Source organism: Streptomyces sp. NPDC047917 (assembly GCF_043204345.1).
GTDB lineage: Bacteria > Actinomycetota > Actinomycetes > Streptomycetales > Streptomycetaceae > Streptomyces > Streptomyces sanglieri.
This window is the reverse complement of record NZ_JBIDCA010000013.1, coordinates 286,968-308,905: the sequence shown is the minus strand read 5'-3', so window position 1 is coordinate 308,905 and position 21,938 is coordinate 286,968. Positions and strand designations below refer to the sequence as shown.

21 protein-coding genes and 2 pseudogenes are annotated in these 21,938 nt (G+C 69.1%); 5 read left to right on the top strand and 18 right to left on the bottom strand.

Translation table 11 applies throughout. The features are described 5' to 3' along the window. Window positions 1-52 precede the first annotated feature (52 nt). Window positions 53-715 carry a TetR/AcrR family transcriptional regulator gene (locus ACGF8B_RS30990; protein ID WP_392745215.1) on the top strand — a complete coding sequence of 221 codons (663 nt, stop codon included), beginning with the start codon at window positions 53-55 and terminating at the stop codon, window positions 713-715. Between the two features lie 219 nt (window positions 716-934). Here ACGF8B_RS30990 and ACGF8B_RS30985 read toward each other — a convergent pair whose 3' ends face one another. The 8 genes and pseudogenes from ACGF8B_RS30985 to ACGF8B_RS30950 all read right to left on the bottom strand — a co-directional run bounded on the left by ACGF8B_RS30985 (window position 935) and on the right by ACGF8B_RS30950 (window position 6,888). Continuing rightward, entirely contained in the window at window positions 935-1,123 is a 189-nt protein-coding gene (locus ACGF8B_RS30985; RefSeq protein WP_392745213.1) for a hypothetical protein, read from the bottom strand. A gap of 106 nt (window positions 1,124-1,229) precedes the next feature. Continuing rightward, window positions 1,230-1,571, bottom strand: coding sequence for an ATP-binding protein (locus ACGF8B_RS30980; RefSeq protein ID WP_392745211.1), 342 nt, complete (start codon window positions 1,569-1,571; stop codon window positions 1,230-1,232). After that, entirely contained in the window at window positions 1,568-2,065 is a 498-nt protein-coding gene (locus tag ACGF8B_RS30975) for an ATP-binding protein (protein ID WP_392745209.1), read from the bottom strand. Before ACGF8B_RS30975 ends, ACGF8B_RS30980 begins: the two co-directional genes overlap by 4 nt. Further along, window positions 2,062-3,727, bottom strand: a pseudogene (istA, locus tag ACGF8B_RS30970) (IS21 family transposase). The gene ACGF8B_RS30975 and the pseudogene istA overlap by 4 nt, the downstream one beginning before the upstream one ends. A 477-nt stretch (window positions 3,728-4,204) precedes the next feature. Continuing rightward, window positions 4,205-4,633, bottom strand: a complete 429-nt coding sequence (locus tag ACGF8B_RS30965) for a hypothetical protein (RefSeq protein ID WP_392745207.1) — start codon at window positions 4,631-4,633, stop codon at window positions 4,205-4,207. Between the two features lie 243 nt (window positions 4,634-4,876). Further along, a complete protein-coding gene (locus ACGF8B_RS30960; RefSeq protein ID WP_392745205.1) occupies window positions 4,877-5,455 on the bottom strand; it encodes a GNAT family N-acetyltransferase in 579 nt (192 codons plus the stop codon). Between the two features lie 73 nt (window positions 5,456-5,528). Then, window positions 5,529-5,667, bottom strand: a pseudogene (locus ACGF8B_RS30955) (IS5/IS1182 family transposase); the annotation flags it as partial. Between the two features lie 300 nt (window positions 5,668-5,967). After that, window positions 5,968-6,888, bottom strand: a complete 921-nt coding sequence (locus ACGF8B_RS30950) for a DMT family transporter (protein WP_392745307.1) — start codon at window positions 6,886-6,888, stop codon at window positions 5,968-5,970. A 43-nt stretch (window positions 6,889-6,931) separates the two neighbouring features. Between ACGF8B_RS30950 and ACGF8B_RS30945 the strand changes: the two genes are divergently transcribed. Beyond that, the gene (locus ACGF8B_RS30945; RefSeq protein WP_392745204.1) at window positions 6,932-7,465 is read left to right on the top strand and encodes a MarR family winged helix-turn-helix transcriptional regulator; all 534 of its coding nucleotides are present in this window, start codon (window positions 6,932-6,934) and stop codon (window positions 7,463-7,465) included. A 243-nt stretch (window positions 7,466-7,708) separates the two neighbouring features. Here ACGF8B_RS30945 and ACGF8B_RS30940 read toward each other — a convergent pair whose 3' ends face one another. Together ACGF8B_RS30940 and ACGF8B_RS30935 are read right to left on the bottom strand one after the other, a co-directional pair. Continuing rightward, window positions 7,709-8,230: a hypothetical protein gene (locus tag ACGF8B_RS30940; RefSeq protein WP_392745203.1), complete on the bottom strand. Its 522-nt coding sequence runs from the start codon at window positions 8,228-8,230 to the stop codon at window positions 7,709-7,711. A 757-nt stretch (window positions 8,231-8,987) separates the two neighbouring features. Then, window positions 8,988-9,893, bottom strand: a complete 906-nt coding sequence (locus ACGF8B_RS30935; RefSeq protein ID WP_392745201.1) for a serine hydrolase — start codon at window positions 9,891-9,893, stop codon at window positions 8,988-8,990. A gap of 338 nt (window positions 9,894-10,231) precedes the next feature. Between ACGF8B_RS30935 and ACGF8B_RS30930 the strand changes: the two genes are divergently transcribed. Beyond that, window positions 10,232-11,170: a MerR family transcriptional regulator gene (locus tag ACGF8B_RS30930; RefSeq protein WP_392745200.1), complete on the top strand. Its 939-nt coding sequence runs from the start codon at window positions 10,232-10,234 to the stop codon at window positions 11,168-11,170. Window positions 11,171-11,416: 246 nt separating this feature from the next. On the opposite strand, the gene ACGF8B_RS30925 is transcribed toward ACGF8B_RS30930, so the two are convergent. Beyond that, window positions 11,417-11,836, bottom strand: a complete 420-nt coding sequence (locus ACGF8B_RS30925) for a hypothetical protein (protein WP_392745199.1) — start codon at window positions 11,834-11,836, stop codon at window positions 11,417-11,419. A gap of 162 nt (window positions 11,837-11,998) precedes the next feature. Continuing rightward, window positions 11,999-13,276 (bottom strand): cytochrome P450, encoded by a 1,278-nt coding sequence (locus ACGF8B_RS30920; protein ID WP_392745197.1) that lies wholly within the window; start codon window positions 13,274-13,276, stop codon window positions 11,999-12,001. A gap of 396 nt (window positions 13,277-13,672) precedes the next feature. On the opposite strand from ACGF8B_RS30920, the gene ACGF8B_RS30915 reads away from it, so the two are divergent. Then, window positions 13,673-14,119, top strand: coding sequence for a hypothetical protein (locus ACGF8B_RS30915; protein ID WP_392745195.1), 447 nt, complete (start codon window positions 13,673-13,675; stop codon window positions 14,117-14,119). Window positions 14,120-14,258: 139 nt separating this feature from the next. On the opposite strand, the gene ACGF8B_RS30910 is transcribed toward ACGF8B_RS30915, so the two are convergent. Together ACGF8B_RS30910 and ACGF8B_RS30905 are read right to left on the bottom strand one after the other, a co-directional pair. After that, the gene (locus tag ACGF8B_RS30910; RefSeq protein ID WP_384757806.1) at window positions 14,259-14,723 is read right to left on the bottom strand and encodes a TIGR03618 family F420-dependent PPOX class oxidoreductase; all 465 of its coding nucleotides are present in this window, start codon (window positions 14,721-14,723) and stop codon (window positions 14,259-14,261) included. Window positions 14,724-14,735: 12 nt separating this feature from the next. Continuing rightward, window positions 14,736-15,599 (bottom strand): helix-turn-helix transcriptional regulator, encoded by an 864-nt coding sequence (locus tag ACGF8B_RS30905; protein ID WP_392745194.1) that lies wholly within the window; start codon window positions 15,597-15,599, stop codon window positions 14,736-14,738. A 203-nt stretch (window positions 15,600-15,802) separates the two neighbouring features. Between ACGF8B_RS30905 and ACGF8B_RS30900 the strand changes: the two genes are divergently transcribed. Beyond that, on the top strand, window positions 15,803-16,654 hold the full coding sequence (locus ACGF8B_RS30900; protein WP_392745193.1) for an oxidoreductase: 852 nt from the start codon (window positions 15,803-15,805) through the stop codon (window positions 16,652-16,654). 164 nt (window positions 16,655-16,818) lie between these two features. Here ACGF8B_RS30900 and ACGF8B_RS30895 read toward each other — a convergent pair whose 3' ends face one another. The 4 genes from ACGF8B_RS30895 to ACGF8B_RS30880 all read right to left on the bottom strand — a co-directional run bounded on the left by ACGF8B_RS30895 (window position 16,819) and on the right by ACGF8B_RS30880 (window position 21,800). Further along, the gene (locus ACGF8B_RS30895) at window positions 16,819-17,715 is read right to left on the bottom strand and encodes an aminoglycoside phosphotransferase family protein (RefSeq protein WP_392745191.1); all 897 of its coding nucleotides are present in this window, start codon (window positions 17,713-17,715) and stop codon (window positions 16,819-16,821) included. A gap of 299 nt (window positions 17,716-18,014) precedes the next feature. After that, window positions 18,015-18,974, bottom strand: a complete 960-nt coding sequence (locus ACGF8B_RS30890) for a CPBP family intramembrane glutamic endopeptidase (RefSeq protein ID WP_392745190.1) — start codon at window positions 18,972-18,974, stop codon at window positions 18,015-18,017. 540 nt (window positions 18,975-19,514) lie between these two features. Beyond that, the gene (locus tag ACGF8B_RS30885) at window positions 19,515-20,759 is read right to left on the bottom strand and encodes an MFS transporter (RefSeq protein WP_392745188.1); all 1,245 of its coding nucleotides are present in this window, start codon (window positions 20,757-20,759) and stop codon (window positions 19,515-19,517) included. 249 nt (window positions 20,760-21,008) lie between these two features. Beyond that, window positions 21,009-21,800 (bottom strand): SDR family NAD(P)-dependent oxidoreductase, encoded by a 792-nt coding sequence (locus ACGF8B_RS30880; protein WP_392745306.1) that lies wholly within the window; start codon window positions 21,798-21,800, stop codon window positions 21,009-21,011. Between the last annotated feature and the right edge of the window lie 138 nt (window positions 21,801-21,938).

The window sequence follows — 21,938 nt, the reverse complement described above, 5'->3', positions numbered from 1 at the left end:
CCAGTAATTAGAGTTCATCTCTAGTGTCTGACTCTAGAGATAGACTCCTGGCATGGATGCAGTCAAGGGATCCGACGGACAGAACGTCAAGCGCCCCGACAAGCGGGCCGAGCGCTCGCGGCGTACCCGCGAGAAGATCGTTGCGGCGGCGCGGGAGCTGTTCGTCGCACAGGGGTACGGCGCGACAAGCCTTCAGGAGATTGCGGATCGCGCGGATGTGGCCGTCCAAACCGTGTACTTCGTGTTCCGCAACAAGCGCGCGCTGTTCAAGGACGTCGTCGACACGTCCATCGCGGGCGACATCGAACCGGTCGCCACGATGGACCGCGACTGGTTCCGCGCCGCGTGCGCCGAGCCCACCGCGGCCGGGCAACTGCGCGCCCACGTACGGGGTGTACGAGACATCCTCGGCCGTGTCGCCCCGATCATGCCGTTGATCGCGGCTGCCGGAGCCACGGACCCGGAGATCGCCGCCCAGTGGCCCGCCGGCCCCGACCCGCGCTATACCGTTCAGCACGCCGCAGCGAAGGCACTGACCTCCAAGCCTGACGCCCGCCCCGACATCGACACCGCCCGCGCCGCCGACCTGCTGTACGGGCTTCTCAGCCCGGAGCTGTACCTGATCTATGTCCGCAACCGGGGCTGGTCCCCCGACGCCTGGGAGGAGTGGGCCTGCGCGGCCCTGATCGCCCACCTCTGCACTGACCACGAGTAGGCCGCCGGCCCGGGGGAAGAAACCGTAGCGGCCCAGCACCCCGCAGCAGGCCGATCACCTGTGCTAGAAGACCTTGATCGAATGCCTAGCGCCAACGGCTGTACCGCTGGTCCCCAACGCCGCTGCCGGTCGAGTCGTATCTGCGTCCCGGGTTTGGGGTCCATCGCCGGTCTCTTCGGGTGGGATCGACCGAGCGGTAGCGACCCGTGCTCCAGGAGATCAGAACGACTCCAAGGGGGCCATGCCATAGAGCACGGGGAGGTCCTTGCCGAACCTGGTGATGAGGAAGGCCGGTCCCGCAAGGACGAGGATCAGGAGCGGGCGCCTGATGACGTGGCTGCATACGATCGCCAGTCGGCGCCGCATTCCTTGCGGTTTGATGAGCCTTATGCAGCCCGAGGGTGGCATGACATCAGCGTAATTCGTGCTGCAGGTGAGCAAGGTGCCTTCGATTCCCTGCAATGGCCGAGGCCCGGGGCTGGGACGTGTGAGCCATTGCCCCGGGCCGCCGGAATCAGGCTGCTGCCGCCTTGCGCTTGGCGGTGGTGCCGGCGAGGCGGAAGGACTGGGTGCCGGTCTCGATGATGTGGGCCTCGAAGGTGAGGCGGTCGACGATGGCCTGACAGAGCCGCTTGTCGGTGAAGGTCTGGTCCCATTCGGTGAACGGCCGGTTCGACGCGACGGCGATCGCATGTCGTTCCTCGCGCTCGGTGAAGATTTGGAACAGCAGTTCCGCCCCGTGGCGGTCGAGTTTGACGTAGCCGAGTTCGTCCAGGCAGAGCAGGTCGACCCGCCCGTATTTCTTGATCGTGCGGCCCAGCTGCTTGTCGCTGGCGGCCTCGGCCAGTTCGTTCACCAGGTTCGCCGCAGTGGTGTAGCGGACACGGCCGCCAGCCTCGGGGCGATCGCGGTGCCCAGGCCGATCAGCAGGTGGGACTTGCCGGTGCCGGAGTCACCGATCAGGCAGAGCGGGTTCCCGGCCTGGACCCAGGCGGGCTGCAGGAGGGTGTTGATCACCTCCTGCGGGATGTTCGGGTTCTTCGAGAAGTCGAAGTCCTCGATCCGCTTCGGCCGGGGAAAGTTGGCTTCCTTGACGCGTCGGACCTTGCGGCGGGCGTCACCGTCCTCGCATTCACTCTCCAGCAGGTCGGCCAGGAAGTCCGCGTAGGACGCCTGCTCGCGCAGGGCCTGGGCGGCGAACTCGTCCCAACGCGCGCGGATCCCGGACAGGCCAAGACTCCGGCAGGCCGCATCGATCGCCTCCGACGGGTTCGGCCCGCGCTGGCCGGGCAGGCTGAAGGAGCCCCACCGCCCCGTGGTCGCAGGGGTGGGGGTGGTGCTCTGCGTCATGCTGAGCCTTTCGGTTGGATAGAGAGCAACCGGCCGTAGGCGGCCGGCGATGGTTCGGGCCAGGAGTCCGGCGGCAGGACAGGACGCCGCTGCGGCAGCGTGATGACCTGCGCCGATTCAGGTTCCGACTCCGCCGGCTCCGCCGTGTCGGGCTCGGCTGCGACCGTGGCGGCGGGGACTTGCGGGGCGATCACGACGGGTGGTGGACCACCCGCCGCGGCGACCGCCTTGCGGGCCTCGATGGCCACCAGGTCCGGCGAGACGGAACCGGCCTCCAGGACCGCTTTCATGCCCGCGACGACCGCCTCGTCGGGCAGCCGCCGGTGCAGCAGCAGGACCTCTATCAGGGCCCTGGTGCCTTCCGAGCGTCCCCGCGACTCACGGGCCGCCGCCCAGAACGCGTCGTGGGTGTCGGTGAACTTCCCGCTCTCGCGGGCCGCGGCCAGCCCGGTGGAGTGTTCCAGGGCGCCGGGCTTGTGCCGCAGGATCTCCAGGTAGTGGTCCAGCAGGTCGCGGAAGCCGTAGCGGCCCGCGAGCCGCGGGTGGCGGACCACCAACTCGTTGCGCTCGAAGACCCAGAGCTCGTCTGCCCGCAGCGAGACACGAATGTTGGTGCCGATGAAGCGGGCCGGGACGGAGTACTTGTTCTGCCGGACGGTGATCCGGGAGGTCTTGTCGACCGTCGGTGTCAGTGTCAGCCCTATGTCGAAGTCCTCGAACGGCAGCAGGGCCAGCAGCGGGGCCTCGTATTCGAAGTCGAAGCCGACCGAGGTGGGACGGTTGTCGATGTGCCGGACGTCCTCGGCGATCTCGATCTGCTCGGTCTTCTCGTTCAGTTCCGCGAGCGTGTCGACCTCGGGGACCGGGACCAGGTGCGAACGGCGGAACCGCCCCCCCTCGTGCTCGACACCGCCCTTCTCGTGGGCCCCCTCGACGCCGGGCCGGCAGTAGAAGGCGTCGAACCCGTGGTGCGACCGGAAGGCCACCCACCTCTGCGACTCCACCCGCGAGCGGCCGAAGCAGACCTGCGAGACCGCGGGCTTGAGGTTGTCGTAACGGATGTGCCGGGTCGGGATGCCGCCCAGGATCCGGAAGGCGTCCACGTGCCCCTGCATGAAGGCTTCCTGACCGGACGTGGAGAACACCCGGTGGACGACCTTGCCCGAATACGACAGCCGCAGCGTGAACAGCTGGCAGGCCATCGGCTTGCCGTCGCCCCGCACCCAGACCTCGGCGAAGTCGACCTCGGCTTCCTCACCGGGCCGGTGGAACTGCGGAACCATGCCCTCGGTCAGCATCCGGGACCGCTCGGCCTCCTCGCGGATCTGCGGCCGGCGCACTCGCAGGTAGTCGTTGAGCGTGGTGTAGGCGACGGGGAATCCGTACTCGTCCCGCAGCCGTTCCATGATCCGCTTGTTGGTGTGCCGCTGCTTCGGCGGTGCGGTCAGATCCGCCCGCAGCATCTCGTCGATCCAGCCCTTGGCCTGCTCCAGAACCGACCGGCGCACTTCGATAGCTTTCCGCGAGGGGCAACGCGCTGTCGAACGCCTGGCGCACGACCCGGCGGTGCACTCCGTAGCGCTTGGCCAGACCCCGGACCGAAGTGCCTTCCAGCCTCCGGTCACGACGAATCAGCTCGAACAACTCAACACGCTGCAAAATCCGGCCTCCTGACACGGCCGGCCGACAACCCGCACAGCGTGATCCCGGCCACCAACCCCAATCCGTCATTACTCCAAACGAGTGCATCTCACCCCAACGGCTCCCAGGTGGGGCCAGAACAATCCGTTCCTCACCCCGGTCCAGCCGAACCCGTTCCCCTGGGGCCAAAAGAGGCCGTCCTAGACAACCCAGGGCCTCAGGGGCCGTTGGCCGCATTGCGCTGCGGTACCGATTCCGGTTCGGGGAGCTCTGGGGCAGACTCCTGATTCCGTTGCTTTCAGCGATGCGTGGGGTAGATGGTTGATCTCGTGTGAATGGTTGAACGCGCCTTGTGAATGAAGCCGGGTGAAGGGCCGAGTGCGCCCGCACGGGAACCGCTGAAGTTCAGCGCACCCCGGAATCCGGCACTGCTGGCGCGGTTCGTGCCACCGAGACGGTCTCGGAGCTGCTCCAGATCGAGATCGTGACAGCCTGGGTTCACCGTCCTCCGTCGGCCCCCACATGGAACCTCGTCAGCGCAAAAAGGATCACGAGGTCGAGTGCCATGACCGGGATGGCCCACGCCGGGTAGTACGGAACGAACATGAACTGCGTGATCAGACTGATCCCCGCCACCGCCACACCGGCCCCGCGACCCCAGCTCTTGTTCATCAGGATCGCCAGCCCGGCGACGACGAGCCCAACACCGACCACGAGGTGAATCACACCCCAGGCAGTGAGATCGAACCGGTAGACGTACCGGGTCGAGACGGCGAACAGGTTGTCCTCCGCGATACCGGACGCGCCCACGAGGATGCTGAGCGGCCCGCTGAGCATCATCAGGGCCCCGGCTACCTGGGACGCACCGTCGATTCCCGCGCCGGACCCCGTGGGCCCGGGTGCTGTCTTGTTCGGCGTCGCTGTCATGGCCGCAGCCTTCCTGTTCGGTGCGGCCACCGACGCACACGGCCCGTGCGAAGACAGCCACGATCCCCTACCAGGATCCCCACGATTCTCCGGTACCGCCACCGCGCCCCACTGTGAAGAGGCCGACGGACACCGACGCGTCCTCGTACAGCAACGGCGTCTCGACAGGACCCAGCCACCGACCACCGCGCGCAGTGATCAGCTGCCTGGAGTTGGTCCACACCCCGTGCCGGGCGACGGGACTCAGTGGGCGGGAACGGGCTCGGAAGACGGCTGCCACTCCCGCCTGATCAGCCCGTAGACCCACGTGTCGGAGACCTCTCCGTTGACGACGCACTCTTCCCGCAACGTCCCTTCACGCACGAAGCCGAGCTTCTCCAGCACGCGGGCAGAAGCCACGTTGCGTGTATCGGCCTCAGCCTGGACACGATTCAGATCCAGCGTGTCGAATGCCCACTGCAGCAGAGCGCGCGCGGCCTCGGTCGCGTAGCCGTGACCCCACGCCGCATCGTCGAAGCAGTAGCCGAGCGACGCGCTGCGGTAGTCCGGATTCCACCCGTTCAGGGTGCACCAGCCGATGAATGCGCCGTCGGAGGCACGGTCTACGGCCAGCCGCGCCCCGGTGCCCTCTTGTGCCATCTGCCGGCAAGTCGTGATGAACTTCTCGGCGCGCACGCGATCGCTCCACGGCGGGGAGTCCCAGTAACGCAGCACGTAGGCGCTGCTGTGCAGCGCGAAGAGGTCGTTCGCATCCGCGTCTTCGAAGGCACGCAGTCGAAGGCGAGCGGTGTGCAACGAGGGGGTGGGCAGCGACGTCCTCATGTTCCCTCACTTGATCGGCGACCGACCAATCAGACATCCGATGCGGGTCACTCGCAACGGGATTTCTCGGCGGGCCGGCGCCTGTCGCGACCGTGTCGAGCAGACCGGCGCCGAAGGCGTTGTCGTGGACAGAGGAGACGAGCACCACCACCGCAACCACCAGACCACAGGACGTCAACGGCCAGTCCCCGCTTGCGACCCGGCTCTCGCCGGACAAGCCGCTCTTGCAGGACTGGCCGCCGTTCACAGGTGACACTCCAGCGCCCCGTGCCTCCCGGGCGGCGAGAACGCAGTGATCCCACGCGTTCCGGTGACGACAGCCTCGACATCACCAGCCTTCCCGCGCCCGGCAACAGCGGACGGTGAACCCGACACCGCCGGCCGGCGGGCACGGTGGTCGGACGTCCCGGGATGGAGGACAGATCGAGCCGCACCGGCTGCGCCCCGCCCGGTCGGCTCACTCGTCCCGCAGGCCATCGGCTCCGCTCCCGACTCCCGTGCCCCCTTGGTCCTCACTGCGGATTGCGGGTGGAGAACTCACGGGCGGAGCGCTTGTCGGGGGCCGGTCGGAGCGGAGTGCGACTGCCGCCGCGTCGTCCCGTGCGCTTAGGTTGCCCCAGGACGACTCCGGCCAGGACGAGTGCCAGCCCGCACAGTTGCTGGACTGTCAGCACCTCTCCGGCCACCACTGTGCCGAGCAGTACCCCCGTGACCGGGTTGAGCAGCCCGACCAGGCCCACGGTCCCTGCGGGCAGGTGCCGCAGCCCGATGAACCAGGCGGCGAAGGCCAGCGCGGTGGCGACGAAGGTAACGTAGCCGAACGCGAGAAGCGCAGGTGTGGAGAGTGAGGGCGGAGGGCCCTCCACGGCTGCGGCGACCGGCAGCAGGAACAGTCCTCCGGCGGTGAGCTGCCAGGCGGTCGAGGCAAGCACGTCCGCACCGGCGTTCCACCGCTTGGTCAGGATGTGGCCGAAGGACGACACGAGCATGGCCGCGACCGAGGCGAGGATCCCCGGCATGCTCACTCCGCCCGTTCCCGTGAGCAGCATGAGGCAGACCCCGCCGAGCCCGATCGTGGCGCCGGCCAGGTGTGCGATGCCGGGCCGCTCGGCGACGAGGACCCGGGCGATGAGCATCATCGCCAGTGGGGACACCGCCATGACGGTCGAGGCGATGCTCGTCGGCAGCAGCTGGGAGGCTGCGTAGACGAGCACGAAGAACACGCTCACATTCAGCAGCCCGAGCACCGCGGACCGCCACCACCACACTCCGCGCGGTCGCTGCCTGCGCAGACCCAGCAGGACGAGACCGGCGGGCAGCGCTCGCAGGGCCGCCCCGTAGAGGGGGCTGTCGGGCGGCAGGAATTCATGGGTGACGTAATAGTTGGCGCCCCAGGCCACCGGTGCGACAGCGGTCAGGGCCACCCACCGCATATTAGCTTCCATGGAAGGCAATATAACTTCCCGGGAAGCTATCATGGTGCGCATGGACGACCCGCAGCAGCTGGACCGCGTGGCCCGCATCCAGGCCGACTGGCGCCGTGAGCGGCCCGACCTCGACACCTCCCCGCTGGGCGTGATCGGCCGGCTGCACCGCCTGGCCGACCATCTCACCGAGGAACTCTGCCTCGTCTACGGGCGCTATGGACTCAGCGAGGGCGAGTTCGACGTCCTGTGCGCACTGCGTCGCTCCGGTGAGCCCTATGAGCGTGCGCCCGGTGAACTCGCCGCACACACCATGGTCACCACCGGCGCGATGACGAAGCGAATCGACCGCCTGGAGCGGGCCGGACTCGTCACCCGTCGCCGTTCCGACGACGATCAGCGCGGCCGGATCGTCGCCCTCACCCAGCCCGGTCGTGAACTGATCGACCAGGCATTCACCGACCACATGCGCAACGAACGCCGCCTGCTGAGCCTGCTGACGCCCTCCGAGAGCAAGGCGCTCGAAGGACTGCTCACCAGCTGGATCTCACAGGTGGAGCATCCGCGCCCGTCCGACAGCAAGTGAGCCGGCCGGCGCCGGGAGGCCGAGTAGCTGCGGGAGCCGCCCCGCCTCCAGCCGGTGTGGCCGCTCCTGTGCCTCCCGCGGAGCTCTGCCGGCGCGGATGCCTTGGCCACGGCGGTGGCGACCACGACGAGCCGTCGACGCTGCGGGATCCATGCCGCCTGGAAGGTCCGGTACACCGCCACGGATCACCTTCTGGCCATCGTCCGGGGGTGCCGTCTCATGACGTCGATGCCACAGTCATGATCACTGCGCGGCGGGGTTGTTCCATTCGTCGGGAAGGGGGCTGTGGCGTTCGGTGAGTGGGCCGACGCCGAGATCTTCACGCATGAGCTTGCGCATCTTTGCGGCTGCCTTGCCGCGTACCTCCCAGCGGGCGCGATCCTCTGGACTGCTGATGGCAGTGCCGTCGACGTAGCCGTCGCAGATGCGTCGCAGACAGTGGAACACACTGTTGGATGCCTGGACGACGGGTTGGGGCGCTATGAGCCACATCCGTTCCGACGCGGTGCCTATGCCCGAGTCCCGAAAGGCATGGCGCAGCGCGAGCGCCCGCTCACCGTCGGAGGAGTGTTCTCGCTCGGCCAGGGCCCGCAGGGTCTCACCGAGGACCTTCACGGTGGTGGTGTACTGCGTGTAGATGTCGAGCCGCAGCCGAAGGGCGTCTTTGGCGTCCTCGCGCTTCCATCGATTCCGATCGGCGACGAGCGTGGCGACGATGCCGATCGCGGCCCCGGCCAGGGTGGAGAGCAGTGGCAACCAGTCCATGCGGGCCAGCTTGGTCCATCCCGTGGCGGCGGCACCAGAGGAGCTTCGAGAACGAAGCTGCACAGCCTGCGCCGAGTATCGACCACGTACAGGCCCCTCCAGCACGCATTCCTCCACGAGCCTTCTTCCGCCTCCGGCTGATGCACCCGCAGGCCACCACCGCGTGGGCGGACTGCGCCTATGCCGGACAGCTCGTGACCTGGGCGAAAAGGCACATGGACCACGACTGAGGACCGTCAGCCAACCGAGGAACGTACTTGGGTTCGTCATCCTGCCCCACCGCTGGGGCGTCGAGCGTTCGTTCGCCGGGATCAAGCAGGCCAACGCCTGCCGACACGCGCGTGACGACGAGCGGCTCGCCCAGAACTCGGAAGCACTGATCATCTGGGCCGCGATCACGCTCATGACCAGGCGGATCACCGGGCGAGACCGTCAGCTCCACGGAACCGCACCGATGTTCCCGCCGCCATCACGAGCCCGTCGGCCCCACCAGCGAAGCGGCTACGTCCACCGCCCTACCAGAACATCTCGAACCGATCCCGATCGAATTCCGAGCCGGGCAAACCCCCGACAGGGCCGCGGGGACCGGCCGCCGCCCCGCGAGGCCAGAAGTTTTGTACGCTGCCGGAGTCCTCGGGCAGAAGAGTGCTCAGGCATCCCGGAACCGGCCTCGGTCTCCCTGTCCCACAACTCCGACCCCGCCGTCAGCGGTTCCCCCGCGCCGGGGCCGGCGGCTGGTGCGCGCTGCTCAGGGCTCTCAGGAACCTTCCCGTCGAAGTGCGGAAACGGCCCGCGCTGTGGCGGTCCCGATGGCGGCGCTGATCGCTGCGTCGTCCGATCCCGGCCGGGATCGAGTGAAGACGGCGGCGGCATATCGACGGCCGTCGGGGTAGGAGATCACGCCGATCTCATTGCGGACCACGCCGACCAGGCTGCCGCTCTTGGCCGCGACCTGCACCGGGCGCCGGAAGCCGCTCGCGATCCGGTGCCGGGTCAACTGCCTGGCCATCACGGCGCGCACCCGTCTGCAGGCGACCGCCGGGCCCGCCTGGTCGGACCAGATCAGCCGCAGCAGGTCGACCATGTCGCGCGGGGTGGTACGGCTCCCCCGCAGCGGGTCCAGAGCACGTGAGGCAAGAAGTTGCTCGTCGGCCCGCGCCAGCTCGTCCGCAGACGCGTCGGCGGCCCAGGCGACCGAGTCCTTCCAACCGGCGCGGCCAACGTCCTGGCCGACAGAGTCGAGCATGGTCTGCAGGTCGGACTCGATCACCGTGTCACTCAGCCCGAGCCGTGCAGCCGTCACGTTGACCGCCTCGACACCGACTCGCCGCAGAAGCACATCGGTCGTGTGGTTGTCGCTGACAGTAAGCATCAGGATGACCATGTCCCGCCACGAGAGCACCGCATCGTCGTCGAACAGCGAGATTCCGACCGGGCCGGGAGTCCTGTCGGCAGCGCGCAGCGTCACCCGCTCACTCGGGTCGAGCCGACCATCGGCGAACCAGGTCTCCACCTCCAGGGCAACCTGCACCTTGACCACCGAGGCTGGGACCACCGGCTCGTCGGCCCGCAGACCGAACTCGATCTCGTCGTCGAGCGATTGAACACACAACGCCCCCTTGCAACCAGCCTGTTCGAAAACTGTTCCGATGCCGTCCGTCATGGCATCGACTCTGTCAGCATCGCCCCTTTTTCTCGAAGTCTGATCACGCGACTCGATGCGTCCGCCCGCCTCGCCGACTCCGCAGCCATCCTCAATCAGGGGCGACAGCGAACGGGCCGAGCGCGAAGAGGAGTCGGTGCGACCGCGGAAGCGGTTCGCGCACGTCCTGGAAGCCCCTTGCAGGACTCCGTCTTCCCCCGGGTGCCCTCCCTCGTCCCGGCGGTCAGTGGAATGCGCGTGACACGTACTCGGCACTCGGAGCCGACGGACATCCCGGCCGGACTCAACCGGTCGATAGACTTGAGTCTCCAGTGACTGGAGACAGCAGAGTTGAGGACATGGACGTCACAACCCTCCACTCGATCGGGGATCTTTCCCGGCGGACCGGCCTGCCCGTGAGGACCATCCGGTTCTACTCCGATTCGGGGGTGGTGACTCCGACCACCCGAAGCCCCGCCGGCTATCGGCTCTACGACCGCGACGCACTGCTTCGTCTGGAACTCCTCCGTACTCTGCGCGAGCTGGGCATCGACCTCGCCACGATTCGACGGGTACTGGACCGTGAGCTCTCGGTGGCGGAAGTCGCCGCAGCGCACGCCGACGCCATCGACGTCCAGATCCGGACGCTGCAACTGCGCCGGAGCGTTCTGCGGGTCGCAGCCGGACGCGGGTCCGACCCCGAGGAGACCAAGCTCATGCACAGGCTCACGCAGTTGTCCGGCGCGGAACGCCGACGCTTGATGGACGAGTTCATGGAGGGCACCTTCGGCACAGCGGATGCCGACCCGGCAGCGGTGGCCATGGTTCGCGCTGCTGCTCCCGGCCTCCCCCGCGATCCGTCCAGCGAGCAGGTCGCGGCATGGGTGGAACTCGTCGAACTGATGAGCGACGAGGATTTCCGGGCCCGGATGCGCCGGACGGCCACGTGCCAGGCCGGAGGGCGCATGCTCGGCATCGAGAGCGGGGCCGGCGAAGAGCTGATGCGGTTCACCCGGCAGAAGGTGGCCGAGGCCATGAAATCGGGCATCGACCCACTCGGCAACCGGGCCGTGCCCCTCATCGACGACCTTGTGCATCGCTTCGCCACGGCGTTCCGGCGCACGCCTGACACGGAGTTCCGGGAGTGGATGGCCCAGCAGTTCGAAGCAGCGCACGATCCCGGGGTGGATCGGTACTGGCGGCTGGTGTGGATCGTCAACGCCTGGCAGGTGGTGCCGAACCTGATCCCGGTCTACCCGTGGCTCGTCCAGGCCCTGCGAAACGATGGGGACGCGTAGCCGTCTCGGTGGACACCGCCCCGTGACGCCCGGTCGGGTCACCGGCCGGGCTGGACACTTCAGCCCGGGCCCTGCGGAGGGGGCCTGCGCAGTCCGCTCCGCCCGGAGCAGGACGGAGCTGGGCGGGGCGGAGCAGGGCGGGGCGGGGATTCCGCGTTCTCACCGTGCTGTTGCTCGGCGCCCCGCCGTCCGCGCAACCGCCGGCGGGGCGGGCGACCCAGGTGGTCGGCAGAGGCCGGAGATCGGTCACGGACGAAAATAGACGCCGCACGACGTCACCGGTTTGCCGTTCGCATCGTCGAGGCAGACCCCGACGTACGAGCCGCCGCCGACAACATCCGCGGGAAGTGTGGCGGGCACCGAAGTCACCGTGTTGCAGTGCGTACTGCTGCTCCTGGCGCCGAGCGGGTTGGCATAGCCGTCGAACACGCTGTACCACGCTCTGCGGCAGCCGACCGACCTCAACGTCCCGGTGAAGTCCACCGACCGGTTGTACCAGGTCAGGGTGCCCGAGATGTAACTTCCGGCGCCGTCGGAGACTTTGACCGGGGTGGTGGGGTAGGCGGCTGCCGCGGCCGGGGCCGACGCAACGGCCGGCACGGTGAGTGCCGTGGACATGACCAGGCCCGCTGCGGTGAAAAGGGTGAGAGCAGATCGGCGCAACACGACGTATGTCTCCTTTGACGCGAGTTGCTGGATGACGCCACAAGGTTGCCCGCGGCCCTCGCCCGTCAACCCTGACGAAGGCCGGTGTTCCGCCGCCGGAGGAGGTATCCCGATGACGGCTTCCGCAGTCGGCCCCCGCCCTGATCCATCGGAAATCCCTGCCTAGGGCTGGGGCCGCAGGCGTACAGGAAGGGCTTTCAGGTGCCAGTTGACGGGGTTGGTGCCGCGTCGCAGGTGTTTCGGGTCGGTGGTGAGCTGCAGGTCGGGGAAACGGCTGAGCAGCGCGGCCAGAGCCACGGCGGTCTCCTCCTGGGCGAGGTGCGCGCCAAGGCAGCGGTGCGCGCCGTACCCGAATCCGAGGTGGGATTCCTTGCTGCTGCGGGTACGGCCGAGATCGAGGCGGTCCGGGTGGGTGAAGGCGCCCGGGTCGCGGTTGGCCGCGGACACGATCGGGAGGACGGCCTCCCCGGTACGTACGGGAGTGCTCCCGACCGTGGTGTCGCAGGTGGCGTAGCGGGGCAGCGCGCGCACGACGGGGCCGCAGTAGCGCAGGAGTTCGTTGACGGCGTGCGGCATGAGGGTGGCGTCTTCACGCAGCAGGGCGAGCTGGTCCGGGTGGGTGAGGAGTGCTTCGGTGCTGTTGGCGATGAGGTTGACGGTCGTGATGTGTCCGGCGACGACGAGGTTGGTGATGAGGGCGACCAACTCGTCGGTGCTCAGCCGGTCATGGTGATGGGGCGCGAGCAGTTCGGAGATGAGGTCGCCGCCGGGGTGATCGGCATGGTGGTCGACGAGGGCGTGCGCGTCCTCGATCATGCCGGCGAGCGCGGCGCCCAGTTCGTCACCGCAGATACCGGCGGTCAGTGTGGCGCTCCGTGTGCGCCAGCGGTTCCGGTCGGCTTCAGGGACGGCGACGAGCTCACAGATGACGGTGATGGGCAACGGCCGGGCGAAGTGCTCGATGAGGTCGACGACTCCGTTCTCCGCGTGGCCCGGCAGGCGGTCGAGCAGCTGGCCGGCGATCTCCTCGATCCTGGGGCGCAAAGCGGCCACACGGCCCGGGGAGAACGCGGCGGTGACCAGACCGCGGAGGCGTCGGTGGTCGACGCCGTCCGCGTCGAAGATTCCGGCACGCAGGTATTTCTCGTGCCCCGGGTACATCCCACGGGCCTGCCAGGTCTGTTCGGTGCGGTGGGCCACCGGTGCGCCGGGGACGGTCGCGGCGTCCATGGTGAAGCGGGGGTCGCTCATGACCGTGCGGATGTCGTCGTGGCGGGTGGCCACCCACATCGGGTCGACTCCTTGCACGCGTCCGCGCACCATCTTTTCCCGTTCGCGGACGGGTGCGTAGGCGGTGTACGGATCGCGAACCAGCGCTTGATCGGCCAGGTCCAGCAGTCCTACGTCCGGCTCGATGGTGCCGTGTTCCTCCGCAGTCACTTCGGATCCTCCAGAGCAGGTGATCGTCCGGTGTCGGCATCATGCGCGGGGACGGCCCTCCCCATCCCTCCGGGGGCGCCAATCCCTCCGAACGGATGCAATTTCCGCAGGCGCACCGTCATCAGCGCTGCGAACGGAAACCTGGGCGAGCGGGCAGGTGGGCCGGCGACCGCGGCGGACTTCCCGGATCCGACAGCGTGTGGCCGCGTGGATCTGTGGCACAAGGTCCCTGGAAGCGTGGCGGAACAGTGACATCGGGGCTCCAGGATTGAGCCTGTGGACACGACGAACCGATTCCGAACCGTGCGGCTGGGCTTCCTGTGGCGTTTCTCGGGTGTAGGGCCCGGATGCCTTCTGGGCCTTCTGACGGCTGTCACCCTCGGCACGAGCGGCGCGGTGAATCGGTTGGGTGTCGGCCCCAGCCTGCTGATCGTCGCCGCGGCCGTCCCCGTCCTGGCGCTGCCCGCGCCCATCAGCTTCTGGCTGCGCGCCGACAGCGAGGGCCTCATCCTCTCCAGGGCGCTGCTGCGCCGTCGCTACCGCTGGCACGACATCACGGGCCTGGACATGGCCTTCGGTGAGGACCCCGATTCGGACGCAGCCCGCCTCACGATGCGTCTGCGCTTGACAACGACCCCCGCCACCGGTCGCGGACCGGTCGTCGGCGTCCTCGGTCTCGCCCCCGGCCATCAGCTCCGGGGCACCGAACCACGCCACCTCGCGGACCTGTTCACCCTCCTCGCCACCCACGGTGTCCCCCTCGCCGAGCCGGACTTCGCCGACCGCGTCCTCGCCGCCCACGGGCTCCCCCCGCTCGCTCCTGGTCCGGACCCGGTCGACTGACCCGACCTCCCGACCTCCGGCGACCGGTAGCCATCCGGCCGAGGCCGCGTAGTGGTGGTGGCCGGGGCCCGAGCGGTTCAGCCGGTGGGCGGAGCGGCCGGACTCTCCCGGCGCGTAGCCGTCGTACCGGTGACGACAGTCAGGAGGGGTACGCCGGTCCGGGCGCGGGAACGGGGCCGCCGGGGCGGAACCGCTCCACCCCGACGATGTGCCGCACCTTGACGGGACGCACGATCACGGCGACCCGCTGTTCCTCCGGCATGATCCACTCGAAGCGATCGACGCCCAGGTACTTGCGGGCCAGCCGGTCCATCCGGTCGTGTGCCTCCTCGCCCTCGATGAAGCGCGCCACCACACCGCTGATCTGCACTCGGTCGAAGGGGTCGGCGGCGTCCGCGTGCGAGAGATAGACGCGGGGGTCACGGCGCAGGTTTTCCTCCTTCACCCGCCCCACCGAGGTGTTGAACGTCAGCTCCCCTTCCCCCTCCAGATCCACCCACATCGGGCTTACCTGCGGTGCTCCGTCGGCGAACACGGTGCCGACGTACCAGATGTTGGGGGCTTGCAGTCGGGCGCGGACGGCTTCATCGAAAGGCGCAGTCATCCCGGGAGGCTATCAACCATGATCGACTGGCGAGTTCGGCTGCCGTATCCACGCGGCCAGTAGCCGTAGCGCCTCCTCGGAGCTGGAGCCTGCCTCGGCGGTGTAGACACTCAGCCGCTGGTCCGGGTCGGCGGGGAGGGTGAGGGACTCGTAGTTGAGGGTGAGCGGGCCGACGATCGGGTGGTGGAAGTGTTTGCTTCCATGCGTGTGCCGATGCACGTTCTGGTCGGCCCACCAGCGGCGGAAGTCCTCATCGGTGATGGAGAGTTCGCAGACGAGTTCGGCCAGCAGCGGATCGTGGGGATGGCGCCCGGCGTCGAGCCGGAGCGAGGCGACAATGTCCTGGGCGTGGGTGTCCCAGTGGGTGTACAGCGAGCGGGCGGTCTCGTCGCAGAACATGAACCGCACCAGGTTCCGCCCGCGGTGCGGCAGCGCGTCGAAGTCGGTGAGCAGCGCACGTGCCATCCGGTTGGACGCAAGTACGTCCAGTCGCCGTCCCAGCACAAGGGCGGGGGTGTGCTCAAGGATCCGGAGCAGGTCGCGCAGCCCCGGGCGGACCGGCTGGGGACGTGTCGCCGTGCGGCGGGGCCTGCCTGCGGCGGGCTTGGCCAGCTGGAACAGATGGGTGCGTTCGACGGGGTCGAGGCGTAGCGCGCGGGAGATGGCGTCCAGCACGGTCTCGGAGACGTTGAGCCGGCGTCCGCGTTCCAGGCGTACGTAGTAGTCGACGCTCACGCCCGCCAGTTGCGCGATCTCCTCGCGGCGCAGTCCTGGCACACGCCGGGAGCCGCCGTCCTCGGACAGTCCTGCCTGGCGCGGGGTGATCCGTGCCCGTCGAGAGCGGAGGAACTCGCCGAGAGCTGTGTTGCGGTCCATGCCGTTCACGATAGGGCCCAGGGTCACGCCGACGGCCCGCGAGAGGGGGACTGGCAGTACCCCGGTCCGGCTTCCCCCGGGGCGAAGCGGACCCCCGGAAGGCGATCGGCAGCCGATTCCGGTGCTGAAGTGGAACGTGTCGAGGCCGACCTGACCTGACCGCCCCGGTCGGCCTCTGTTCGCATCGTACGAAGGGAACTCCTGTGTCGGACAACAAGACATTCCTGATCACCGGCGTCAGCACCGGCCTGGGCCGTGCACTCGCCCGCGCGGCGCTGGCTGCGGACCACCGGGTGGTGGGCACGGTGCGCACGCCCGCCGACGCACGGGCCTTTGAGGCGTTCGCCGGCGACGCGCACGCCCGCATCCTGGACGTGACCGACCATGCCGCGGTGGACACGGTCGTGGACGGGACCGAGCGCGACCTGGGCCCGGTCGACGTACTCGTCGCCAACGCCGGGTACGGCCATGACGGCCTCTTCGAGGAGTCGTCGATGGATGACCTTCGCCGTCAGTTCGAGGTGAACGTCTACGGAACCGTGGCGGTGATCAAGGCCGTGCTGCCGCACATGCGGGAGCGCCGTTCGGGCCACATCATCGCCGTCACCTCGATGGGCGGGCTGATCACCATGCCGGGCCTCAGCTTCTACCACGGCAGCAAGTTCGCGGTGGAGGGCATCCTCGAAACGCTCGGCAAGGAGATCGCCGACTTCGGCATCCACGTCACCGCCGTCGAGCCGGGCAGTTTCCGGACCGACTGGTCCGGCCGCTCGATGATCCGCGCACCCCGGGTGATCGCCGACTACGACGAGCTGTTCGAACCGCTGCGTGCCCGGCGCATCCACGGCAGCGGGCACCAGCCGGGCGACCCGGACAAGGCCGCGGCCGCGGTGCTGCGCATCGTGGCGGCCGACCAGCCGCCGACGCGCCTGTTGCTGGGCACCGACGCGCTTCGGCTCGTCCGGGCCGGACGCGAGGCCTTCGAGCGCGACATGACGGCGTGGACCGAACTGTCGGCGTCCACCGACTTCGACGACGTCAGCCGGTCCGCCTGACCCCACTCGCTGTCGGGCCCGACGCGGGGCCCCGACGGCGGGCCGTCATCCCCGGGCCGGTCCGCTCCTGGTCCACCACAGCCGGCCCTGCTCGTGGCCGTCCACTGCGCCCGGCGCCTCCTGGTGTGCGGGCGAAGGTGGGAGCTCAGGCGAAGAGGCAGGCGTCAAACGCCCTTCAGAACACGATCAAGTGCCGCCCGGCCGGCAGGCCCCCAGTGCGGCTTGCCGCCGGGAAGGCCCCGGTCCCCGTTCTGCCCCATGAGCATCAGGAAGAGGCTCTTCAAGGCGGCCAGCCCGCGAGCGCGCCGGATCGCCGCCTCGTCTGCACGGGCATACGTGTCGAAGAACCGTGAGGCGGTGCCTGCGGGGAGCAGCACCCATGCGGCGGCGAGGTCCCACGCCGGATCACCGGCGAACAGGCAGCCGAAGTCGACGATGCCCGAGAGCGTTCCGTCCGAGACGACGACGTTCGCGGGATGGAGGTCGCCGTGCACCCACACCGGCGGGCCCTCCCACGCATGGGCCGCGACGGCGTCGTCCCAGACGGCCCGGACGTCGGCAGCGAGGTCGTCGGGGGCAACGGCCTGGAAGAAGCTCTCGAAGCCGTCCGTGCAGTTCCTGGGATGGGCACCGCGGTCCATGGCGACCGGCGCCTCGGCGGGCGCCTCCACGTGGAGCGCCTGGAGGAAGCCCGCCAGCGTGTCGGCCGCGTGGGCGCCACGGCTGATCGAGCCGTGGTCCAGCGGCTCGCCGGGAACCCACGTCATGACGGTCCAGTGCTTGGGGAAGCGGTCGGACGGTTCACCGAACCGCACCGGGTTCGGCACCGGGAGTGGCAGGCGCGGGGCCAGCACGGGTAGCCACCGCCGCTCGTTGAGCTGGAGTTCCGGGGTGGGGTCCATGCGCTGCATGCGCACGGCCAACTCGTCCCCGAGGCGCCACATCTGGTTGCCCCAGCCTCCCGCGACCTCGCGGATGGCCAGCCCCGCGAGGTCCGGGTGTTGCTCCCGCAGCAGGTCGCGGACCAGGTCTGGGGTGATCTCGATCTCGGTGTCGGTCATGCTAAGTCACACTACCGACGCGGCAGGCGGGGCGGCTCTCACCCCTGGATCACCTCGCGGTGATTCCTTCGGCGCCATTGATTCGGCTTCAGAAATCTGCAGGTCGGAGGCTTTGGGACGGTCGCCCCAGGAGGCCCGGCAGCTCGGCAAGAGCCAGAACACCGCCTTGTGGTTCTCCCAGGACGACGAACCCGAAGACCTTTTCAGCGAGCGGGCAGTGTTGGATTCCCTGAACGAGACATCTCACTCCGGCCCAGACCTCATGACCGCCGAAATGCGCTACAGATACGCAGCGCTGTTCATTTCACCCGGGACCCGGTCTGCGGATCGCAGGAAGACTGAGAGGCAGGCTGAGAGGCGGTTCGGGCCGGGTAGAAGGACGGCCGGAGGCGGCCGGTCGACATCAGGAAGGCGACGAATGCGCCTGTGACAATCCAGCCGGGCCAGCCCGCCATGCTCATGTGCAGGGGATCCAGCGCTGCCTTGGAATCGGCGAACCTCGCGACCATATCGACACTCACCGAACTCACGAACGCATGGCCGATGATGGCGGGTACGACCGAACCGGAACGCAGCCGCAGCCATGTGAAGACCGGCAGGACGAGAAGGCAGCTCACCAGCATGGCGGGCACCGAGACATACCAGGGGCGACCTGGGTACTGTCCGCCCATCAGCAGCGTGGGCAGGTGCCACAGGGCGAACGCCGCGCCGGTGATCACATACGCCCGTATCAGCTTGCGACCCGTGCCGTCCTGCGCGAGGCGTGGAAAGAGGTAGCCCTGCCAGCCCGCTTCCTCGCCGAAGAACAGCGGAAGCGATAGCAGCATGTTCAACACCGCTGCGGCCGCCCACGAGCCGAGCCCTTGCCAGTGCATTCCGTCAAAAGGGTAGCGGCCGGCGAAGGTGCCGATGGCAAGAGCGCCCGCGGTGAGACCGGCGGGAACGGCGAAAGCCATCAGGCACGCCCGTACCGCACGCCCCCAGGGCTTCGGCCACCGCAAGGCGAGCGTGTCCCGGACCCCGCCGCTGCGCTCGACACAGCGGACGACGAGGATGGCCGCGAGGGCAGGTGCCAGCATCGCGGCCCCGATGCACACCTGCTCAAGGACGCCGGTGCCCTCACGTGCGTCACCGCGCCGGTATCCGCTGACCAGAAGCGGTGCCATGGCGGCCCACATCCCGATGTAGGCGACGCCGAGGAAGATGAACAGACCACGTCGTCGGTCGGCGGACGGCAAGTGGCTGGTTGAGAATGTCATGACGTGGAACCTACGGATCGGCGCGGCGGCGAGGAATCCAGCCAGATCCCGTATCGGGGGTAGAGCCGACTACACCTTCTGCGTGTGGATCGGTCCACCCCATCGGAAAGCGAAAACGGTCAGCGGTTGACTTCGAGGTTCGTCGGGACCGGCAGAGTGTGCGGGGAGCGGGTGCACGAATGGGTCCGGTGCGGGGTCTGGTGGAGGGCTGTCAGTCCCTGACCGCTTCCTCATCATGCACGCGTACCGGACGATACGGTCGACGTCTCGTCCCACGCGGTGCCACGTGCGGACGGCAGTCTCGGCCTCCTGCCGCTGAACCGCGGCGCCATCGCCTCGCACACGGCACAACCGGCGCTACGCAGTACGCGGGCCCGACCGCCGTCGGCAGCCGGACCCTGGACTTCGACCGGCGCCCCGGGCGGCCCGTCAGCTCCTGGTTGGAACTCCGCCGTCGGCACCGACACCGAGCCGCTCCCGGTCGCGCTCCGCCCGAACGGGGCGCGCTGCCCGGCGACCGGCCGACGCCCCGCCGGCGGGTCAGGCCATACGGCCGGCCCGCCCGCGGACGGTGGCACCGACGGCGGTGGCGGGCGAGAGTACGGCCGCGATCAGCATCAGCAGCAGGACGGGCAGCATCGCGGCGCGCAGACCGTGGTGCTCGCCGAGGAAGCCCAGCAGCGGCGGGCCGGTCAGCAGCGCCACGTAACCGATCCGGGAGGTGAGGGCGATCCGGGAGGTGGTGTCCGGGCCGGACTCGCCGGCCGCGGAGAGCGCCAGCGGGAACCCGAGCGAGGTGCCGAGACCCCAGAGCAGCACGGCGCAGGCTGCGGCTGCCGGGGCATCGACGAAGGACACCAGGGCGATACCGACGGCGGTCAGCAGCGCGCCGCCGCCGAGCACCGCGGGCCGCCCGAACAGGGTGACCACGGGCCCGCCGGCGAAGCGGCCGACCGCCATGGTGGCGGCGAACCCCGCGTAGACCGCCGACCCGAGGCCGGCCGGCATGCCGTGACCGTCGACCATCAGCAGCGGCAGCCAGTCGGTCGCGGCGCCCTCGGCGAGGGTCATGGCGAACACCACGCCGCCGATCATCAGCAGCCGCGGGTCCAGCAGCAGTCGGCGTTCCCGGGAACCGCCGACCGGTGCCTGCCCCGACCCGGGGGACGCCGGGGACCCCGGGGAGGACAACTCCGGGCGGCCCAGGCCGGGGCGGAGGCCCGGCACCGCGCGGGCGAACAGGACGGCCGCCAACAGCAGTACCGCGGCCAGGTGCCAGGACACAGGGAGGCCCGCGGTGGCACCGGCCACTCCGAGACAGGCGCCGATGACTGTGCCGAGGCTGTAGCAGCCGTGCAGGGCCGGGAGCACCGGTCGGCCGAACTCCCCTTCCACCACAGCCCCGTCGACGTTGCTGGCGACCTCGGAAAGGCCGATGCCTGCGCCGATGAACAGCAGACCGGCAGCCACCGTCGGGGCCGAGGCGGCCGCCGCGCCCAGCGCGGCCGTCCCCACGCCGGCCAGCACCAGGCCCATGCCGGCCAGGATCACCGGCCGGGTGGTGAACCGCGTCACCAGGGCGCCGGCCACCAGGATGCCGAGCATCGAGCCGATCGACATACCGAACAGCACCAGGCCCATCTCCGCGGTGGAGGCCCCGAGCCGGTCCCGGACGTCGGGAGTCCGGGTCACCCACGTGGCGAGCGACAGCCCGGGGATCGCGAAGCAGAGTTGCAGGGACCGGCGATGACGGCGGATCACCGGGTTCGGGAGGATCGGCTCCATGGTGCGGGGCCTCCAGGACGGGGTGATTGGCGTACCCGCGCACCCTAACCGCGGCGCCGCTCCTTCTCCCGACCGGGGTGGGGCGGGCCGGCAGGGTAACGACCGGGGCCGCGGGCGGCCGCGCGCTATCCGTTCTTCGCACCCCGTGCAGCACGTGTTCGCGGCCCGATTGTCACTGCGCCTCACGGCGCAGACACCGAGTCGAGCCAGCACCCGGCGACGTCGGCTGCCCCGGTCCCCTTGTGCCGCTCAGATGGCCAGAATGCCGCCGTCCACCGCCACATGGCTGCCGGTGGCAAATGAGGAGCGGTCGCTCAGCAGCCACAGGGCCGCTTCCGCCACCTCTTGCGGCTCGGCCATCCGCTTCTGTATCTGGCGTGCGACGAACGCCTCCTCCAAGGCCGGGTTGGCCGTCACCGCCGCGTTGATCATTTCGGTCCGGGTGGTGCCCACGATCAGGGAGTTGACGCGAATGCCGTACGCCCCGTATTCGGCGGCCGTGGCCTTCGTCAGGCCCAGGACGGCGTGCTTCGCCGCGACGTAGGGGGATGGTGCGCCGGTGGCGATGAGGCCTGCCGAACTGGCGGTGTTGACGATCGTCCCGTGGCCGGCGTCCAGCATGACAGGGATCTGACGGCGCAGGCAGTTCCATGTCCCGCGTACGTTGACATCCATGATGCGGTCGAAATCCTCTTCCGGCAGTTCGTGCGATCGGCCGAAGGTGGATCCGGCGTAGCCGGCGTTGTTGAAGGCACCGTCGAGGCTGCCGAAGCGTTCGACGGCCGTCGCGACGGCGCGCTCGACGTCGTCGGCTCGCGTCACGTCGCCGACACTGCAGGCTGCTTGTCCGCCGGATGCCTCGATCTCGTGGGCGAGGTCCTTGAGCCGGTCTTCGCGTCGGGCCATGAGGACGACGGCCGCGCCTTCGGAGGCGAAGAGCCGCGCTGCGGCCTCGCCTATGCCGCTCGACGCTCCGGTGATCATCACGGTCCTGTCGGTCAACAGGCCGGTGTTGTGCGCTGCGGGTGTCCGATTGTTCATGACGCGAGTAAACCTGAAGCGGCGGTCCGCCACACGGCTTTCGCCAGACGGGCGTTCGATTCAGTGATCCGGTGCGGGCTCAATGACACACTGTGCCCGCAGAGTTGCCGGAACAGCAGAGCCACCATGAAGGCGCAA

Excerpts from the sequence above, each read along its gene's own strand:
- ACGF8B_RS30905 (WP_392745194.1), bottom strand. The coding sequence starts at position 15,599 with ATGGACCGCAACACAGCTCTCGGCGAGTTCCTCCGCTCTCGACGGGCA.
- ACGF8B_RS30890 (WP_392745190.1), bottom strand. The coding sequence starts at position 18,974 with ATGACATTCTCAACCAGCCACTTGCCGTCCGCCGACCGACGACGTGGT.
- ACGF8B_RS30885 (WP_392745188.1), bottom strand. The coding sequence starts at position 20,759 with ATGGAGCCGATCCTCCCGAACCCGGTGATCCGCCGTCATCGCCGGTCC.
- ACGF8B_RS30960 (WP_392745205.1), bottom strand. The coding sequence starts at position 5,455 with ATGAGGACGTCGCTGCCCACCCCCTCGTTGCACACCGCTCGCCTTCGA.
- ACGF8B_RS30910 (WP_384757806.1), bottom strand. The coding sequence starts at position 14,723 with ATGACTGCGCCTTTCGATGAAGCCGTCCGCGCCCGACTGCAAGCCCCC.
- ACGF8B_RS30895 (WP_392745191.1), bottom strand. The coding sequence starts at position 17,715 with ATGACCGACACCGAGATCGAGATCACCCCAGACCTGGTCCGCGACCTG.
- ACGF8B_RS30985 (WP_392745213.1), bottom strand. The coding sequence starts at position 1,123 with ATGCCACCCTCGGGCTGCATAAGGCTCATCAAACCGCAAGGAATGCGG.
- ACGF8B_RS30990 (WP_392745215.1), top strand. The coding sequence starts at position 53 with ATGGATGCAGTCAAGGGATCCGACGGACAGAACGTCAAGCGCCCCGAC.
- ACGF8B_RS30940 (WP_392745203.1), bottom strand. The coding sequence starts at position 8,230 with ATGGACTGGTTGCCACTGCTCTCCACCCTGGCCGGGGCCGCGATCGGC.
- ACGF8B_RS30945 (WP_392745204.1), top strand. The coding sequence starts at position 6,932 with ATGGTGCGCATGGACGACCCGCAGCAGCTGGACCGCGTGGCCCGCATC.
- ACGF8B_RS30880 (WP_392745306.1), bottom strand. The coding sequence starts at position 21,800 with ATGAACAATCGGACACCCGCAGCGCACAACACCGGCCTGTTGACCGAC.
- ACGF8B_RS30935 (WP_392745201.1), bottom strand. The coding sequence starts at position 9,893 with ATGACGGACGGCATCGGAACAGTTTTCGAACAGGCTGGTTGCAAGGGG.
- ACGF8B_RS30930 (WP_392745200.1), top strand. The coding sequence starts at position 10,232 with ATGGACGTCACAACCCTCCACTCGATCGGGGATCTTTCCCGGCGGACC.
- ACGF8B_RS30965 (WP_392745207.1), bottom strand. The coding sequence starts at position 4,633 with ATGACAGCGACGCCGAACAAGACAGCACCCGGGCCCACGGGGTCCGGC.
- ACGF8B_RS30950 (WP_392745307.1), bottom strand. The coding sequence starts at position 6,888 with ATGCGGTGGGTGGCCCTGACCGCTGTCGCACCGGTGGCCTGGGGCGCC.
- ACGF8B_RS30975 (WP_392745209.1), bottom strand. The coding sequence starts at position 2,065 with ATGACGCAGAGCACCACCCCCACCCCTGCGACCACGGGGCGGTGGGGC.